General features: G+C 65.4%; 14 protein-coding genes and 3 tRNA genes. 5 read left to right on the forward strand and 12 right to left on the reverse strand.

Translation table 11 applies throughout. The features are described 5' to 3' along the window. Positions 1-27: 27 nt before the first annotated feature. The 4 genes from AC3WL7_RS00860 (at position 28) to AC3WL7_RS00875 (ending at position 2110) form a co-directional block, all read left to right on the forward strand. Complete coding sequence (locus AC3WL7_RS00860; protein ID WP_492749007.1) at positions 28-795, forward strand: MipA/OmpV family protein; 768 nt, start codon at positions 28-30, stop codon at positions 793-795. Positions 796-827: 32 nt separating this feature from the next. Continuing rightward, positions 828-1115 carry a hypothetical protein gene (locus AC3WL7_RS00865; protein ID WP_079221374.1) on the forward strand — a complete coding sequence of 96 codons (288 nt, stop codon included), beginning with the start codon at positions 828-830 and terminating at the stop codon, positions 1113-1115. Positions 1116-1294: 179 nt separating this feature from the next. After that, complete coding sequence (locus tag AC3WL7_RS00870; protein ID WP_492749009.1) at positions 1295-1561, forward strand: hypothetical protein; 267 nt, start codon at positions 1295-1297, stop codon at positions 1559-1561. 69 nt (positions 1562-1630) lie between these two features. Continuing rightward, on the forward strand, positions 1631-2110 hold the full coding sequence (locus tag AC3WL7_RS00875; RefSeq protein ID WP_492749011.1) for a hypothetical protein: 480 nt from the start codon (positions 1631-1633) through the stop codon (positions 2108-2110). Between the two features lie 86 nt (positions 2111-2196). Here the strand turns inward: AC3WL7_RS00875 and AC3WL7_RS00880 are convergent. The 3 genes from AC3WL7_RS00880 to uvrB form a co-directional block, all read right to left on the reverse strand. Next, positions 2197-2271 (reverse strand) — tRNA-Val (locus AC3WL7_RS00880). Between the two features lie 99 nt (positions 2272-2370). Next, a tRNA-Val gene (locus AC3WL7_RS00885) sits at positions 2371-2445 on the reverse strand. A 104-nt stretch (positions 2446-2549) separates the two neighbouring features. Next, a complete protein-coding gene (uvrB, locus tag AC3WL7_RS00890) occupies positions 2550-4571 on the reverse strand; it encodes an excinuclease ABC subunit UvrB (protein ID WP_200732018.1) in 2022 nt (673 codons plus the stop codon). Positions 4572-4758: 187 nt separating this feature from the next. Between uvrB and AC3WL7_RS00895 the strand changes: the two genes are divergently transcribed. Beyond that, positions 4759-5238 (forward strand): GspH/FimT family protein, encoded by a 480-nt coding sequence (locus AC3WL7_RS00895; RefSeq protein WP_313419217.1) that lies wholly within the window; start codon positions 4759-4761, stop codon positions 5236-5238. Positions 5239-5294: 56 nt separating this feature from the next. On the opposite strand, the gene AC3WL7_RS00900 is transcribed toward AC3WL7_RS00895, so the two are convergent. The 9 genes from AC3WL7_RS00900 to AC3WL7_RS00940 form a co-directional block, all read right to left on the reverse strand. Then, positions 5295-5371 (reverse strand) — tRNA-Asn (locus AC3WL7_RS00900). Between the two features lie 49 nt (positions 5372-5420). Beyond that, the gene (locus AC3WL7_RS00905; protein ID WP_200732016.1) at positions 5421-5873 is read right to left on the reverse strand and encodes a type IV pilin protein; all 453 of its coding nucleotides are present in this window, start codon (positions 5871-5873) and stop codon (positions 5421-5423) included. Between the two features lie 12 nt (positions 5874-5885). Next, positions 5886-9779 carry a pilus assembly protein gene (locus AC3WL7_RS00910; RefSeq protein WP_492749015.1) on the reverse strand — a complete coding sequence of 1298 codons (3894 nt, stop codon included), beginning with the start codon at positions 9777-9779 and terminating at the stop codon, positions 5886-5888. A gap of 11 nt (positions 9780-9790) precedes the next feature. Beyond that, positions 9791-10309: a pilus assembly PilX family protein gene (locus AC3WL7_RS00915; RefSeq protein ID WP_254057272.1), complete on the reverse strand. Its 519-nt coding sequence runs from the start codon at positions 10307-10309 to the stop codon at positions 9791-9793. 3 nt (positions 10310-10312) lie between these two features. Continuing rightward, positions 10313-11479 carry a PilW family protein gene (locus tag AC3WL7_RS00920; RefSeq protein ID WP_492749018.1) on the reverse strand — a complete coding sequence of 389 codons (1167 nt, stop codon included), beginning with the start codon at positions 11477-11479 and terminating at the stop codon, positions 10313-10315. Then, positions 11476-11952, reverse strand: coding sequence for a type IV pilus modification protein PilV (gene pilV / locus AC3WL7_RS00925; protein WP_079221365.1), 477 nt, complete (start codon positions 11950-11952; stop codon positions 11476-11478). Before pilV ends, AC3WL7_RS00920 begins: the two co-directional genes overlap by 4 nt. Beyond that, positions 11949-12464: a GspH/FimT family pseudopilin gene (locus AC3WL7_RS00930; RefSeq protein ID WP_492749020.1), complete on the reverse strand. Its 516-nt coding sequence runs from the start codon at positions 12462-12464 to the stop codon at positions 11949-11951. The genes pilV and AC3WL7_RS00930 overlap by 4 nt, the downstream gene beginning before the upstream one ends. 196 nt (positions 12465-12660) lie before the next feature. Continuing rightward, positions 12661-14049, reverse strand: coding sequence for a nucleotide 5'-monophosphate nucleosidase PpnN (ppnN, locus tag AC3WL7_RS00935; RefSeq protein ID WP_079221363.1), 1389 nt, complete (start codon positions 14047-14049; stop codon positions 12661-12663). Between the two features lie 252 nt (positions 14050-14301). Further along, positions 14302-17544, reverse strand: coding sequence for a TonB-dependent receptor (locus tag AC3WL7_RS00940; protein WP_492749022.1), 3243 nt, complete (start codon positions 17542-17544; stop codon positions 14302-14304). Between the last annotated feature and the right edge of the window lie 133 nt (positions 17545-17677).

A 17677-nucleotide genomic window follows, 5' to 3' on the forward strand; every position in this document is an offset into this window, starting at 1 on the left:
ACGCGGTTCCCTGCAAAGTGCCCCTCGATGCTCCCGATGTCCCGTACCCTGCTGCGCCCCCTGCTGTGCACCGTCGTTCTCTCCACGCCGCTGCTGGCCAAGGCCCAGGAACAGGCACCGGGCGTGCAGGCCGGCATCACCTTCGGCGCGACCACCGGTGCCTATGCGCACTACGATGACAAGCCGCTGGTGGTGCCGGCACTGGCATGGCAGGGCAAGCGCTTCTACGCCAGCCCCGGTTCGCTGGGCATGTACCTGTTCAAGGACGAGGGCCTGCGCGTATCTGCGGTGGTCACGCCGTACACGCTGCGCTTCAAGACCGATGACGTGAACGATGCGCAGCTGCGCCGCCTGCACAGCCGGCAGATGTCGGCGATGGCCGGCGTCAGCGCCGAGTACAGCGCCGGCTGGGGCGCACTGTCGGCCAGCGTCAAGCGCGAGGTCAGCGGCCACGGTGGCGGCCTCGAATCGAGCCTGTACTACAGCTATCCCATCCAGGCCGGCCGCTTCACCTGGGTGCCGCGCGTGGGCGTGGTGCACAGCAGTGCTCGCCTGCTCGACTACTACTACGGCATCAGCGACGAGGAAGCGCTGCGGTCGGGCCTGGCCGCCTATGCGCCGGGCAGCGCCACGTCGCCAGGCCTGCAGATCGCGGTGAGCACACCGCTGGGCACGAAATGGCGTGCCACCGGCGTGGTCGCCAGCCAGTGGTTCGGCGATGCGGTCAAGGACAGCCCGATGGCCCGCCGCGGCGCGCAGAACTCCGCTTTCATCTCCCTGATGCGCTCGTTCTGATCGAGCGCGCTGCAACGGACAAGGACACCCCCATGGCCTCCGTTTCCTTCCCCACCGATGCGCACGCGATCCTGCGGGCACCTGACCTGGACAGTGCCGAGCGCGCCTATCTCGGCCTGATGCCGGACCAGGCGCACATCGACGCACTGGTGCGCCACGCCCTTGGCCTGTCGCGCGTGGCCGACGCCGCCCGCGGTTATGCGCTGTCGATGACCCTGGTCGGCCTGCGGCTGCAGGAACTGGAGATGGACGAGCCCTGCGCCACGGCCCATCGCCAGTCGACGCTGCGCAACCTGCGCCAGGTATACGCCGCGGCCTGAGCGTCGCGGCACGACCCACCCACGCCGCAAGGCCCCTCCCGCGCGGATCAGGCCGCCAGCGCCCGGATTCATCCGCGCTGCCAGCCCTTGGCACGCGCATTTCCCGGCTTCGTCGCATGCCGGTTCCGGTCCGCCTGCCCCGGTGACACGCTGGGCTCCCCTGTCCGGAGCACCGCGCCATGCCGATGCTTGCCCTGCTGCTGTTGCACGCGGTCCTGTCCAGCGTCGGCACCGGCGGCGTGGAGGCCGGCCAGGCGCCTGCCACCGGACTGGCCCCGGCCAGCAAGGACGACCTCTGCCTGCAGCTGCGCCTGCGCCAGGACAGCGTGCTGCGCTGGGAACGCGCCGAAGGTGGAAGGTTTCACGCATTGGGCATCGCGCACCAGGTCGAGGGCCACTGGCAGCTGCGTCATCGCTTCAGTGTCGGCACACCGGCCGCACACTGATCGCCAGCCGCGATTCATCCTGAGCGGCACGCCCGGTGACAGCATGGTGCCCTGTCGAAAGGATGCGCCATGAACACCCGGACCGTTGCCCACCTGATGCTGCTGGTCGCCGTCGTGCTGCTTGCGGCCTGCTGCCCGTTCGGCAGCGAGATCCGCACCCGCCCGGTCTACGTGCACCCCCAGCTGTCGCCTGCCGCATCGCGTTCCCTGGCGGCCGATTGTGATCGGCAGGGTGCGCAGCTGCGTCGGCAGCTGGAGGCCGCATATGTGGGAAACACCCGCCAGGAATGCGCGCTGCCGCAGCCGTTCGCGGACTATCGCTTCGTCAATGCCATGGGCGAGACCGTTTCGCCGGAGCGCGCGAGCGAGGCACGCGTCGCCCACGTCGAGCGCGTCTGCACGACCGCGCAGGGCAAGGACAGCGCGCTGGCCGCGCTGTGCCCGGACTGCCGCAGCAAGGCCGAGGAGCGCGTGCGCCAGTGCCGTGCGGACAAGGGCCTGGTGCGCAGCGAACGACCGGTGCGGATGTGCAGCATGATCCAGTTCTGAGGAGCGGACGCCATGCAACAAAAAAGCCGACCCATCGGGCCGGCTTTCCTGTTTCCACCGCTTCACCGGTAATGCCGGGAGCCAGGTGGTGGGCGGTACAGGGTTCGAACCTGTGACCCCTACCATGTCAAGGTAGTGCTCTACCGCTGAGCTAACCGCCCATCTTGTTCCTGCCGCCCGAAGGCTGGCCTTGCTACGTAAAAACCCGGCGCCAGGGCCGGGCTTTTCAGGTCACGACAGCCCCTCTGGAAGGGACTTCGTGGTGGGCGGTACAGGGTTCGAACCTGTGACCCCTACCATGTCAAGGTAGTGCTCTACCGCTGAGCTAACCGCCCGTTTTGCTTCTGCATTTCCGCGATTGCGTCGGTGCAGGCCGCGTATATTACGGATGACGACGGGCAAGCGCAACACTTTTGTGAAGATTGCTGCGCTGCCGTGTTCAGCCGAGGCTGGCCTCCTTCAGCTGCCGGATCTGGTCACGCACGCGGGCGGCATCTTCGAACTCCAGGTCCTTGGCGTGCTGGTACATCTGCTGCTCCAGCGCCTTGAGCCGGGTGGCCAGCTGGGCCGGCGACATCGACCGGTAATCGGCCGCATCCTCGGCCACCGCCCTGCCCTTGCCCTTGCCCTTGCGGGACTCCTTCTCGGCCGCGTCCGAACGCGCGCCTTCCAGCACGTCCACGATCGGCCGGGCCACCGAGCGCGGCACGATGCCGTGCTCCTCGTTGTACTCCACCTGCTTGGCACGGCGGCGGTCGGTCTCGTCGATCGCTGCCTGCATCGAGCGGGTGATCTTGTCCGCGTACAGGATGGCCTTGCCGCGCACATTTCGCGCAGCGCGACCAATGGTCTGGATCAGCGAGCCGGTGGAGCGCAGGAAGCCCTCCTTGTCCGCATCCAGGATCGCCACCAGCGAGACCTCGGGCATGTCCAGGCCCTCGCGCAGCAGGTTGATGCCCACCAGCACGTCGAACTTGCCCAGGCGCAGGTCGCGGATGATCTCCACGCGCTCGACCGTATCCACGTCCGAGTGCAGGTAGCGCACGCGGATGCCATGTTCGGTGAGGTACTCGGTCAGGTTTTCGGCCATGCGCTTGGTCAGCGTGGTGACCAGCACGCGGTCGCCGGCCTTGATGCGCTCGTTGGCCTCGCTCATCAGGTCATCAACCTGCGTACCGACCGGGCGGATCTCGACCACCGGGTCGATCAGGCCAGTCGGGCGCACCACCAGTTCGGTGATCTCCTCACCGGCCTCCCGGTACTCGTACGGCCCAGGCGTTGCAGACACGTAGATCGCACGCGGGCAGCGCGCTTCCCACTCCTCGAAGCGCAGCGGACGATTGTCCAGCGCCGACGGCAAGCGGAAACCGAACTCGACCAGGGTCTCCTTGCGCGAGCGGTCGCCCTTGAACATCGCGCCGATCTGCGGAATGGTCACGTGCGATTCGTCGATGACCAGCAGCGCGTCCGGTGGCAGGTAATCGAACAGGGTCGGTGGTGGTTCGCCGGCGTTCTTGCCGGTCAGGTGCCGCGAGTAGTTCTCGATGCCGTTGCAGAAGCCAACCTCGGCCATCATCTCGATGTCGAACTGGGTGCGCTGGGCCAGCCGCTGCGCCTCGACCAGCTTGTTTTCCGCGTACAGCTGTTCCAGGCGCTCCTTCAGCTCCACCTTGATGGTCTCCACCGCGGCCAGCACACGCTCGCGCGTGGTGGCGTAGTGGGTCTTCGGGTAGACGGTGAAGCGCTGCATGTTGCGGATCGTCTCGCCGGTGAGCGGATCGAACATGGTGATCTTCTCGACCTCGCCATCGAACAGTTCGATGCGCAGGGCTTCGCTGTCCGATTCGGCCGGGAACACGTCGATCACCTCGCCACGCACGCGGAACGTACCGCGCTGCAGCTCGTACTCGTTGCGCGTGTACTGCAGCTGGGTCAGGTGGTTGATCAGGTCGCGCTGCTCGATGCGCTCGCCCTTGGACAGGATCAGGCGCAGCGACAGGTAGTCCTCCGGCGCGCCCAGGCCGTAGATGGCCGACACGGTGGCCACCACGATCGCGTCCGGACGCGACAGCAGCGTCTTGGTCGCCGCCAGGCGCATCTGCTCGATGTGCTCGTTGATCGAACTGTCCTTCTCGATGAAGGTGTCCGACGACGGCACGTAGGCTTCGGGCTGGTAGTAGTCGTAATAGCTGACGAAGTACTCCACCGCGTTGTGCGGGAAGAACGCCTTGAACTCACCGTACAGCTGCGCCGCCAGCGTCTTGTTCGGTGCCATGATCAGCGTCGGCTTCTGCACGTTCTGGATGACGTTGGCGATGGTGTAGGTCTTGCCCGAACCGGTCACGCCCAGCAGCGTCTGCTTGGCGATGCCCGCTTCAAAATTATCGGTCAGCTTCGCGATGGCGTTGGGCTGGTCGCCCGCCGGTGAATACGGCGAGACGAGTTGAAAACTGTCGCTCATGGTATTGCCAGGTCCCGGGAATGATGATTATAGCGGCCGGTTTGGTGACGGCCGGTTGAGGAAACCCCCTGCCCCGCACTGCGCGCGATGCCGATGGCAGGCATGGCAGGCTGAGGTTCAGGCTGAAGCAATGAAGCCCTGCCGCTCCCTGCATCGCCCGCCCCGCCCTGCGTCCGGTTTCCAGCTGTTGGAACTGCTGCTGGTGGTGCTGCTGCTCGCGGTCCTGCTCGCTGTCGTCTGGGGCCCGTGGCAGCGCCTTGCGGCGCGGCTGCGCGCCGATACCCTGCGCGCCGAACTCACCGCCAGCCTGGCGCTTGCGCGCAGCACGGCCATCACCCAGCGCAGGCGGGTGACGGTCTGCGGCTCGCTGGATGGCATGACCTGCAACCCGCAGTGGAGCCATGGCTGGCTGGTACGCACGGAGGATGCCCCGTGGGCTTCGGCCGCGCCGGGCAAGGTGGTACATGTCCGCGAGCGGCAGCCGGATCGCGTCCACGTCCAATCCAGCCAGTACCGTCCGCACGTGCAGTTTCTTCCGGACGGGCGCAACGCGGGAACCAACCAGTCCCTGGTGCTGTGCGTGGACGGGCGTGAGCACAGCCGCGTGGTCGTCAACGTCACCGGCCGGGTGCGCAGCGAGCGCGCCGGATCACCTGCGGAGTGCTGAACCCGCGGCCGGCCGGCAACGAAAAAAGCCGCGATTTCTCGCGGCTTTTTCGAATCTGGCGCCCGAAGTTGGACTCGAACCAACGACCCCCTGATTAACAGTCAAGTGCTCTAACCGGCTGAGCTATTCGGGCGGGGAGGCGCATTCTAGACGGTCAACGCAGGGGATGCAACACCTTCATTTCACCAGCAGCCGGCCACCTTGCTGGCGATGGGCGTCTTCACGTTGGCCTGGTTGACTGTCAGGGTGCCGCACTTGTCCTTCGCCTGGGTGCCCTGCGGCGTGGCCGTCAGGGTGAACGCACTTTGCGAGGTGCCACTGATCGTGACCGTGTAGTACGCCGTGCCGCCTTCGCGCGGCGACTGGGTGCTGGTCGTGGTGTTGCTGAAACGGAACGCGGTGTAGGTGTTGTTCACCGTATGCGAGCGCTCGGCCATCTGTGCGTACTCCACGAGGTCGGCCTTGGCCTGCGCCCGGCGTGACTTCCGCACCTGCTCGGTATAGGACGGGAACGCCACCGCGGCCAGGATGGCGACCACCACGAGGACGACCATCAGCTCGATCAGGGTGAAGCCACGTGACCGCAGGTGCGGGGCGCGTGCGCGGGCGATCACCTGCGTCAGGCTTGAAGACATCAGGACTCTCCGTTACTGGATCTGCCGCCAGGATTGGCGACCGCAGGGATAGGGAATGTACATCGGCGCAGCGCCAGCCACGTTCACGACCATCCAGCAGCCCGCCGTGCCAGGTACCGCAGGCGCAGCGGTGCCATCGTTGGGATTGATCGGTGACTGCAGGCGCGGCACAACCGAGACGCCAACATCCTTCACCGGCGCGGTACCACCCGTATCCAGCGGAATGCCGGCGGTACTGGCCGCCATCGCCTTGCCCGAGATCGCGCCATAGCGCACGCCGGCCAGCGCGCCCACACCGGTACGCGGGTTCAGGCCGAACAGCCAGTTGGTGCCGGAGGTGCTGCAGCCCGTGGCCTGCGTCAGGGGCGCGTAGGTGGGCATGAACAGGATGCCCGATGCCAGTTCCGGGTAGCCGACGAACCGCTCGCCGGCCGGCAGGTCGATGGACCAGCCACGCACGGTCGTGGGACGGTTACCCGCCGTGAGCGTCCGCGACACGGTGCCATCGGAGGCGGTGATGGTGCTGACCGTGAACGGCGCAAGCGAGGTGCGGGTCAACGTCGTGGTGATCACGCCACTGGATGTGTCGTTGAACCCGTACAGGCTCTGCACCTGGGAGTTGGATGCCGGCGTGGTGTCGTCGTAGAACGAGAAGCTGCCGGTACCGAGCATCACCAGCACGCCGCCGTTCTCGCCGGATGAGACCTGCAGGCCACCGGTGATCGGCTGCCGATAGGTGGAACCGGATTCAACGTAGGTCCCGGTGGTGAATGCCGGCACGGTAACCGACGTCGCCGTCGAGGTGAGGTCGAATTTCCACACCGCACCCTTCAGGTCGGCGGCATAGACCGTATCGGCGAACCCATCGCGGACGGGCAGCGGCTTGCCCTGGGCGTCGAGCGTTCCGTTGTTGAACCGGTCGACCACGACGATGTTGCCCAGGCCATTGCGGCCGGTGATGACCGGATTGCTGGCCGCCTCGACCGCCTCGATCATGCGCACGCTGCCAGTGCCGATGTCGACCACGAACAGCACCGCCTTGCCGCTGGAGCTCGAGTAACCGTTGCCGAAGACTGCCTTCCAGCTGACTGCGCCAGCGGATGTGCGAACCGGCACGATCACCGGCTTGCCCAGGACGTAACCGATGTTCGCCTTGACGGTGTCATCGCTGCTGAAGTCGTTGATCTCCCACAGGCGGTTGGTGGCGGTGAAGCTGTCGGGCGAGGTCACATCGAGTGCGAACACGCCACGACCACCCGCACCGGTGGTACCTACCAGGGTGGTGTGCCATGCGCTGCTGTAGTACGTATCACCGACGGCCAGCGGACCATCGACGAAATACTTGTGGACGAAGGTCTGCGCGTTGTCCCGCGGATCGTACGGAAGCAGCAGGTTGCCCATGTGCTGGTACGACGTTGCCGGGATGTAGGCGAAAGTCTCGCGCCCGCCGTTGCCGCCGACCGTGCCCGCACCGTTCATGCCGCCGTCGAAGGCGTGCAGCATGCCGTCGTTGGCGCCTGCATAGACCATGTACCGCTTGTCGGTCCGCTTGGAATTCAGGTACGCGGTATAGCTGGTGTTGTAGGGCTCACCGAGAGCGCGGTAGCCGAAATCGTCGATCGGCGAACTGATGACGGGCGTGGAATTGATGATGTCGCCCAGGGTCGTCGTGCGGTCGCGCAGCTTGCCGCCGTTGCGGACCTCACCCGAGGTTTCACCCAGGAGGTACTTGGCTGCACTGTCGGCCGTGGCGCCGAGCCCCGTCAGGCGCGACTCGGTGCACAGCGACTGCTGCGGGTAGAGGGTATTGGAAAGGCCGCACAGCCCCGCCAGGGAAATGGTCGTGCCACCAAACTTCTTCACCGTGCCGGCGTCGTCGAAGTAGACGTTGCGCGCCGTCGCGGCAGGCAGCTGCGTGCTGGCTTCCCAGATCGGGGTGAAGACCGCGCTGCGGGCGGCATCCACCGTCACCCTGCTCGCCGTCAGCTTGCTGGACCAGTCGGTACCGTTGTTCTTCACGTCGTAGTGCGGAGACACCGTCAGCGAGCCGGTACCGATGCGTGCGCCGGTCAGTGCGAAGGTGCCCGAAGGCGAGCCACCCGCACTCACCGCTTCCAGCACGCGCCGCATGGCCAGCGTCACGTCATTGGGGGTCTTGGCATTGATGAACTCGCCACGGGTGTTGACGGCAGCGTGCCACAGCTCATCGATGACGCGGCCGTCGTCGCCCTGCAGCGGATCACCATTGGCATTCCAGTTCGGCGGATTGGCATAGGGATCGTCGGTGGCGGCGGTATTGACGTCGTAGATCAGGCCCTCGGCGCCCAGCGTCACGCCGTAGAAATTCATGTGCAGGTCTTTCTGGCAGTCGAGACGCTTCCAGTCCGGGGTGCTCTTATTGAGCGTCGCGCACTGGTCCGGAACCGGCACCAGCCCCTGGGCGAAGCCCGTATCCTGACGCAGCGGGGTATTGCTTCCGGCGTAGTAGCTGGCCGCGATGTCGGCAATGGTGCCGCTGTACTGGTCAGCGAACGGCAGCGTCGGCAGCAGCGTGCTGCCTGTCGAGTCGGCATTGCCGTAGCCATCGGCCGAATTGCCGACATTGGTATAGCCATCGGTGAACAGCATGCCGCCGTTCTTCTGGCATGCACGCAGCACCGGCGCACCCGTGCCCGTACGCTTGAACTGCTCACCGAGGTACGCGACAGCCTGTCGGTTGGGCGTACCACCGTTCGGCTTGAGGCCGTAGATCTGGGTGAACAACGACGCACGCTCGGTGGCGACGTCGTACATCGTCACGTCGGTGCGGTTGTTGATGGTGAAGTAACCGACGCGCATGTTCTCCACCCCGCCCATGGCGTGCGAGGAGGAACCGACCATCGCCAGGATGCGGTTGCGGTGGTACTGGAACCAGTTGGCGTAGTTGCGGATCGCGTCGGCGTAACCGCTGTCGTAGTTGCTCGAGCGGATTTCATACCGGCGCATGTCGCAGCCGGGGCCACAGGCGTTGGCGATCACCGGCCGGTTGGTGTCCGCGGTCTTGTAGCCGGCCGGAGCCGGACTGGCGGAGGGGAGGTAGAAGGTGGCCGGGAAGTAGCGGATGGCAACCTGGCAGTCCGCCTGGATGGTGAAGTTGGCCGGCATCTCCACGAACAGACCGAGGGTCGAGAACAGGCCGTCGTTGTTGGAGACATCCACGCGACCCACGCGGCGGGTGGTGTTGCACACCTCGGACGAAGTTGCATAGAACGTCCCCTTGGGGATGACCATGCCCTTCAGGAAGCCGAATGTTTCGGTGTTGACCGCGCGGCCATTGGCCGCTTCCAGGTTGTAGGTCACGTTGTAGGCAGTGCTGAACGAAGTGCCATACGTGCTGCTGCGCGGATCGGCACGCGCCGCCGTGGTGCTGGCAGGCGCCCACAGGTTGGTGGTGGAGGTGTCGGTGGTCGGCAGGCGCCAGGGATCATAGGTGACCGCCGGATTGAAGTAGCCGGCGTTGTAGGTCGGCGAACGTGCGAAGCCGAACACATCCAGCGGCGGGATGGCGCGACCCGGCGAGTAGGAGCTGTTGAAGCCCGAATGCGGGAACAGGTAGACGAAACAATCGGTGGAGGCATTGGCGCAGCCTTCACCCACGTTGTAGAACTGGCCCGCAGAGCTGAAGAAACTGCTGCCGGTCCACTGCATGCGCCCGTCGCCGCCACGGAAGATGCGCTCGAACGTCATCGAGTTCGAGTCGTCCACCGCCATGATGAAGGCCGGCTGCACCGACGCGGTATTGTTCAGCGGCGCCTGCGCCAGCGCGCCCTGTCCCTGGGCGGCGAAAATGTTGTAGACGAAATAGCCACCAACCGCGAGGACGGCCGTTGCGGCTGCAGCGATGAACCTGGAAGTGCGTCGGGACATGCCGGCGGGCCTCAGAGCTTGAAGACGGTATCGATCGCCGCGGTGGACGTGGGGTCCGTCACGGCGTCGTTGGCGAAGGTGGTGATCTGGTAGACGGGCGTGACAGGGTCAAGCGGATCACCCATGGCCAGCGAGCCGCCACCGATGATGCAGGCATCAATACGGCGGACATTCACCGATTCATGCGTCGCCGTGGTCTTGCCGCGCCCCCAGCCAACCGGATCGAAGGCCACATCGCAGTTCTGCTGGATGTCGGTGCTCACCAGCGGCGCGCCGGTCGGTGCCGTCGTCCGGTTCGCAATGGCTTCGATGGCCTGCTCGCTGCGCCGGGTCATGCCTTCGGCATTCTGGAATGCAACGTTGGTGGCGTAGTAGTTGGACGCCATCCTTTCCTGCATGCCCGCCACCTGCATTCCGGCGATGCCGATCAGGGCCAGAAGGATCAGCATGATCAGCGAGACGTACAGCACCGCGCCACGCTGGCTGCGGGGCATCGGGCGCATTGGGCGCATAGGGGCGCGTGCGTGCATGGCTCAGTTCCCGAAAAGACGGTTGCGCAGGGCGATGGTGGATTCGTAGGTGGTCCGGTAGCGCCCATCCGGGGTGGTGGCCGGAGCGAACGAGACGCCCAGCGCCGAGGGGTAGTTCAACGCCGCTGACGGGGCCGGGGCGGTGGTCGAAAGCGGGCTGCGGGCCAGGATGCCCACCTGCACCAGCCCGACCCGGCGCCACTGCGCCGCACCTGTGGCATCGGCGTCGGACGTCACGCCCGTGGCCGTGACCTGGGTGCTGATGTGGCCCAGTGGCGGGGTCACGCTGGAAATGTTGGTGGTCTGGTCCAGGCCGTACAGCACCTGCAGGTTCTCGATGCCCTCGACCAGCTCCTCCGGGGCAGCATAGTCATTGCCGCCATCGGCCCGGGCCCGCATCAGCGCCGGCTCGCCGGTGGTCGCCGACGTGCCAACGAAATACACCACCGACTCGGCGCGGTAGATCATGGTCTGCCCACTGGGCTGGGTTACGTAGCGCCCCAGGTCGAGCCCGGTCACCTTGACGCTGCCGGCAGCATAGGTGCCCTTGAAAACATCCGCATGGCTGCAGTCGGCAACGCCGAACAGGAGAGGCGTGGCGACGCCATTCTCAGTCAAGCGGTTCCCCAGGGTCGAATCGAAGCCCACCGTGCTGTCCGAGCCCGTTGCAAGCGTGGCGACCGGCACGCCTTCCGGCGCAAGATAGCGCAGCACCAGCACGTCACTGCCGGCCCGCGGGTTGAGCTTGGTGATCGACGCCGGCAGCTTCTCCGCGCCGCTCCAGGCACCGCCCAGGGTCAGGCTGGTGCCCGGCCCGGTCGAGGTCGCTTCATAGCCCTGCACGCTGACGCTGAAATCCAGGGGGTGGCCCGAGCCCGTCGCAGCGCCGGTACTGACCCGCGGATCGCCCTCTCCCTTGATGAAATGGGCCTGGTCGTTGACGCAACCGAAATGCCCGGCCATGCGGATGTCGCGCTGCAGGAACTCCAGCGCGAAGCGGCCGTTTTCCTGCGCGCGCGCATTGCCTTCGGCCAGCATCGAGGCCGTGCGCGAGGCCACGAAGACCTGGATGACGCCCAGCATCAGCACCAGGCCGATGACCATGGCCACCATCATTTCGATCAGCGACATGCCGGCGATCGCGCGCCGGAAGGGAATGGAGCGGCTCACAGTTGCGACTCCAGGGTGAAGGTGGTCTTGGTGTCGGGATTGCTTGCATCCCAACGCTGGTCACCCCAGCTGATACCCACGGTCACCCGGCCATTGTTGTTGAGCACGGTGGCACTTGCGCCCTCGCCCAGGGCCTGCACGACCTGGCACTGCCAGCGCGCGATGTTCTTGGCCACGGTGACGGCATCACCGGTCGGACGGCTGCACTGCGCGGTTTTCACCGAATCTGCCGCGAACGACGCGCTGGTGTACCAGCCGGACTGGTACCGGTTGCTGCGCATCTGGTCCAGCAGGTCGTACGCGAGGTTGGTGGCCTCGGTACGGTAATTGGAGCTCTGCACGAAGCGCACGTTCATCGTCTGCAGCATGGCGAAGCCCAGCAGCCCGAAGCCCAGCACCAGGATGGCGATCAGCACTTCCAGCAGGCTGAAACCGGCCTGGCGCCGCGGGAAGGAAGGGAGACGACGGCTCATTGGCAGGCGGCCTTGGTGGAATTGATCTGGCCCGCCGCATTGACGGTCAGGGTACGGCGCAGCACCGCCTTGCCGCATTTGACGGGCTGCATGGTGACCGTCCGGCTGGGGGCGGCGACGAGGCGGCCGCGGTTGTCGAAGGCGATCTCGGCGGCGGGACCGCTGACGGTGACCGAATCGGAGGAGATCGCGACGAAGCGCAGGACGGTCTCGCCGGAGTCGAGGGTGCCATTGCCGTTCACGTCGGACCAGGCAAGCATGCCTGCGCTCCAGGTGCCATCGCAGCTGGAACCGTCGGAGCTGCCGCAGACCCCGCCCCCCCGCTTGTTGCGGACACCCTCGCTGCGCGCAAGCGACAGCAGGCCGGTAACCTCGTTGCCCGCCGAGGCAATGCGGTTGGAGCGGAGCGTGCTCTGGAAGCTTGGCAGCGCCATGGTGCCCAGGATGGCGACCACGGCAACCGTGACCATCAACTCGACCAGCGTGAAGCCCTTGGACCGGCGTAGTGACATGGAACGCTCCCCAGCGTGTTGGTGGCCACGATGGCGCACCCGGCTGCCGCCGGCAAGCGGCGGCAGGATGAACGGTCAGAACGGGGCGACGGGCGTCAAAGCGTTGACACGCCGCGCCCTTCCGGAGGCCCTTGAGAAGGGCCGGAGCCCCGGAGGGGGCCCCTCCCGGGGCGGCGTGGCGGGCCGCCCCGACCGGTCAGGCCAGCACCTGGTAGCAGGGCTGGTACTCGCCGGAGATCTTCATCCGGCGCTGCTCGACGAAGGCGCGCAGCAGCGCGTCCAGCGCCTGCATCATGTCCGCGTCGCCATGGATCTGGAACGGCCCGAACTCCTCGATGCGGCGCATGCCGTCTTCCTTCACGTTGCCGGCCACGATGCCGGAGAACGCCCGGCGCAGATCGGCGGCCAGCGCATGCGGCGCGCGGCCATGGTGCAGGTCCAGCGCGGCCATCGCCTCGTGGGTCGGCACGAACGGCTGCTGGTACTCCCACGGAATTTCAATGGACCAGTTGAAGAAGAACGAATCCTTCTGCGCCAGGCGGTGCTCGCGCACCTGCTTGATGCCGCTGGCCATCTTGCGGGCGACCGCCACCGGGTCACCGATGATGATCTCGTAGCGCTCGGCCGCCGCGTCGCCCAGGGTCAGGCGGATGAACCGGTCGATCTGCTCGAAGTACGGCGCAGCCACGGTCGGGCCGGTCAGGATCAGCGGGAACGGCAGGTCCTTGTTTTCCTCGCGCAGCAGGATGCCGAGCAGGTACAGGATCTCTTCGGCGGTGCCGACGCCACCGGCGAACACGATGATGCCGTGGCCGATGCGGACGAAGGCCTCAAGGCGCTTCTCGATGTCCGGCATGATGACCAGGTGGTTGACGATCGGGTTTGGCGACTCTGCCGCGATGATGCCCGGCTCGGTCAGGCCGATGTAGCGGGTGACCGTCTTGCGCTGCTTGGCATGGGCGATGGTGGCGCCCTTCATCGGGCCCTTCATGGCGCCCGGGCCGCAGCCGGTGCAGATGTCCAGGCCACGCAGGCCCAGCTCGTAACCGACCTGCTTGGTGTACAGGTACTCGTCGCGGCCGATCGAGTGGCCGCCCCAGCAGACCACCAGGTTCGGATCGCCCGGGTTGAGGATGCGCGCGTTGCGCAGCAGGCCGAACACCGCGTTGGTGATGCCTTCCGAGGATTCCAGCTCGGCCGCGTAGGCCGGGCCCATCTCGATGGCCATGTAGGCCAGGTCGCGGACCACGGCGAACAGCAGTTCGGCCACGCCGCGGATGATCTCGCCATCGACGAAGGCCATCGCCGGGGCATTGACCAGGTCGATGCGCACGCCGCGATCCTGCTGCGCCACCTGGATGTCGAAATCAGGGTAGAGATCACGCGCCGCGCGCGGATCATCCGAAGCACTGCCACTGGTCAGCACCGCCAGCGCACAGCGGCGCAGCAGTTCGTGCATGCCACCACCGGAGGCATCGCGCAGGCGCGCGACCTCGGCCCGCGACAGCACATCCAGCCCACCGCGCGGGTAGATCCGCGCATCCTGCACCGGCAGCGCGCGGGCTGCTTTTTCGTTCGTCGTCATATCCAACTTTTCGCTTCCTTCAAGGTTTCCGACTGTACTGCCGCCCCCTTAAAAAGCAAAACGGCCGGGAAACCCGACCGTTGGATATGTGCTGCCCGCGTTCGCCTTTCCGGGACCGCCAGGCGGCGTATTGCGCCGCGCACGAGAGCGGATGCTACGCCCCTGCCTGCACCACCGCAAGGACTTTCGCCTGAACGGAAAACGGCCGGGTTTCCCCGGCCGTTTCCTTTTACCGCTTCAAGTGCTGACGGATCAGAACTTGTACTTCAGGGTCAGCTGCATCGACCAGCGCGACACGCCGGTGTTGCCCTTGTCGTTGTTGTTTTCCTGGATCTGCGGGTTGTCCGTAGCACCGGTGAACGAGTACACGTACTTGCCGGTGGCCGGATCGATACCGCCGTAGTTGGCAACGCGGCGGGTCGAGTAGAAGCCGTAGTCGTCGATCAGGCCCCACTTCTTGTTGATCAGGTTGCCGACATTCATGATGTCCAGCGCGATCTCACCCTTGTGCTCCTTCATGAAGCCCGGGAATTCCTGGCTGATGCGGACGTCGAAGGAGTTGATCCACTTGGCGCGGTGCTCGTTCGCCGGGACCACGCTGCCACGATAGGCGTCGAGTTCCGGGGTCTTTGCCAGCCAGTCGAAGAAGCTCTTCTCCATGGCCGCATCCTGCACGAAGCGACCGCCGACCACGCTGCCGAACAGCACGTCACCCGGGCCGCTGGGCACGTAGAACAGGTCGTTGGTGGCTGCACCGTCGCCGTTGGCATCGTTGTAGAAGATGTAGCTGTACGGACGGCCCGAGCGACCTTCGTAGAACAGGCCGACGCGGGTGGCGTTGTCACCGAAGAAGTTGTGCTTCCACTCCAGGGTGCCGGTGATGCGGTCCTTGATCGCGTAGCGAGAGTTGTAATCAACATTCTCGTTGGCGTTGAAGATCAGCGTGTTGTTCCAGTTCGAGGTGTTCTGCGAGCTGGACAGCGGGCTGACTTCCTTGGACTGGGTGTAGGTGTAACCCAGCGACCAGCCCCAGTTCTCGGTCAGCGGCTTGGCCAGCGAGAAGGTAGCCTGGCTACCACGACCCTTGTCGGTGTTGCGCAGGACCAGCACATCGCCCATGTCGCTCGGGCGGTTGGCACGATCAACTGCACCGCTGGTGCCGGTGGTGATGCCGAAGTTGGTACCGTTCTGCATGCGGCCGTTGTTCGGGTTGCGGCCCGCAGCGTTCCAGTAGATCGCACGGCCATCCGGGCCGACCGCGGTCTGCGTGCCGACGTCCAGGCGGTCGAAGTAGATGCCGTCCTTGACCTTGGTCAGCAGCAGTTCGGCCGAAGCCACGATGCCGTACCACGGCAGCTCGTGGTCGAACGCCAGGTTGGCCTTCCACACCGACGGCAGGCGGGTGCCCGGCGCGATGATGTCCACGTTCTGACGGGCCGAAGCCGGGCCACCGGCCGGGATGTACGGATTGTTGCCATCCGGGGTGAACGAACCGACCGGCGGGTTGCGCTCGTCGTACTCGACGTAGTTCAGGCCGGTGTTCTGGTAGGCACCTGCCAGCCACACGTTCGGGGCAGCGCCGCCGAACAGGCCCACGCCGCCGCGCAGCTGGGTCGGACGCTCGCTGTCGAAGGTGTAGTTGAAGCCGACACGCGGCTGCACCAGTTCCTTGTCGACCAGCTTGGTGTTGTTGAAGCCGTACAGCTGTTCGATGCGCGGGTTGTACAGGCGCTGGCTGCTGAAGTCAGGCATGTCGACGCGGACGCCGAACATCAGGCTCAGGTTGTAGTTGATCGCCCAGGTATCCTGCACGAACACGCCGGTGTTCTTCAGGGTGAAGTCAGCCGGGATGTCAGCGCGGGTGCCATCGGCACGCGGGGTACGCAGCTGGTAGCGCGAGGCGTTGCCGGCCAGGAAATCGTTGACGCTGTTGAATTCGTACACGCCGTTGAGGTTGCGGCCGTAGAAGTTCATCAGGTCGTTCTTCGAGTAATCGAAGCCGAACTTGACGGTGTGGTCGCCGACATACCAGGTACCGGCACCGAACGCGCTCAGTTCCTTCGACTCGACAATGTTGACGTGGGTGTTCTGCTCGGTACCCACGTACAGCGAGTCATTGCCCGAACGGATACGGATCTGCGGCATGTCGACCAGCGGAACGCGGTTGGCCGAGTAATCCTTGTGCGAGACCTTGAATTCGGTCGAGAAGTTGTCCGACCAGTCGCTGAACAGTTCGCCCATCCAGGTTTCGTATTCGGTCGGCTGCTGGTACCAGAAGTTGCTCAGCGAGATGGCGCTGCTGCTGACCTGCGGGAAGCGAACGACGTTCTGCTCCATCTTGTTGTAGCGCAGGGCCGCACGGTGGTTCTCGTTGATGTTCCAGTCCAGCTTGACCGCGTACTCTTCGATCTCGGTCTTGCTGTTCGGCGCCGACAGGGTGCCCGGGTCATAGCCCAGATTGCCCAGATAGTTCTGGACATCGGTGATCTGCTGCTGGGTGATGGTGCCACGGCCGATCGGGGTGTCGCTCAGGCTGATGCCGGCGGCCGAACGCTCGTACTTTTCATAGTTGGTGAAGAAGAACAGCTTGTCCTTGACGATCGGGCCGCCGAAGGTCATGCCGTAGGTCTTCTCGTCTTCGAAGCCGTTGAAGTCCTGGGTGTCACCTTCCAGGCGCGAGCGGACCATGTCCTTGTCGCGGTAGGAACCGTAAACGGTGCCGTGGAATTCATTGGTACCCGACTTGGTCACGGCATTGATCACCGCACCGGTGCCGCCAGCGATGGTCGTGTCGTAGTTGGCCAGGTCGATGTTGATTTCCTGGATGGCGTCCATCGACACCGGCTGACGCTCGGTCGGCAGGTTGTTGGAGCCCAGGCCGAACGGATCGGAGGCGCTGATGCCGTCGATGCGGATGGCGTTGTAACGGGTGTTCTGGCCACCGGCCGAGATCGCGCCGTCAGCCTTGCTGACCTGCGAGATGCGCGGGTCCAGACGGACGTAGTCCTGGATGTTGCGGTTGGCCGACGGCAGCGCGTCCATCGTTTCGCGGGTGACGTTGGTGCCGGTACCCATCTTGGTGGCGCTGAAGATGTCCAGGCCGCCACCGGTGGCGACGACATTGACGGCGTCCAGGTTGGTGGCAGCCACATCGCCAGCCAGGTTGGCGTTGACGGTGTTGACCTGGTTCAGGTTCAGGAAGACACCTTCTTCGGTCTTGGTGCCTTCCCCCGGCTTGTTGATGGTGATGGTGTACGGACCGCCCACGCGCAGACCGCGCGCGTTGTAACGACCCGACGCATCGGTGGTGGCACGCGAAACGGTGCCCGACTCGGTGTGGGTGATGGTGACTTCAGCACCGGCCACAGGCTGGCCTGCAGCGGACACGACCTGGCCGCCGACACCGGCGGAGGTGCTCTGGGCGAAGGCGGGAGCGGCAGCAAGTGCAGCCACGAGACCAAGGGTAAGCTTGGACATCCGGAGTGGGTGGGTCATTTTTCGGTAGCCTCGATGCGAGTTGGCGATGGCGGAAAAAAAGCGCATCCAACCAGCCTTGCGGGCGGCTGACTGGACATTTATCTGGGGTTCCCTACCGTGAACGGCAGCTGCCGCAACGGTTAACACTAGA

Source organism: Stenotrophomonas sp. FW305-3-2-15-E-LB1 (assembly GCF_058787375.1).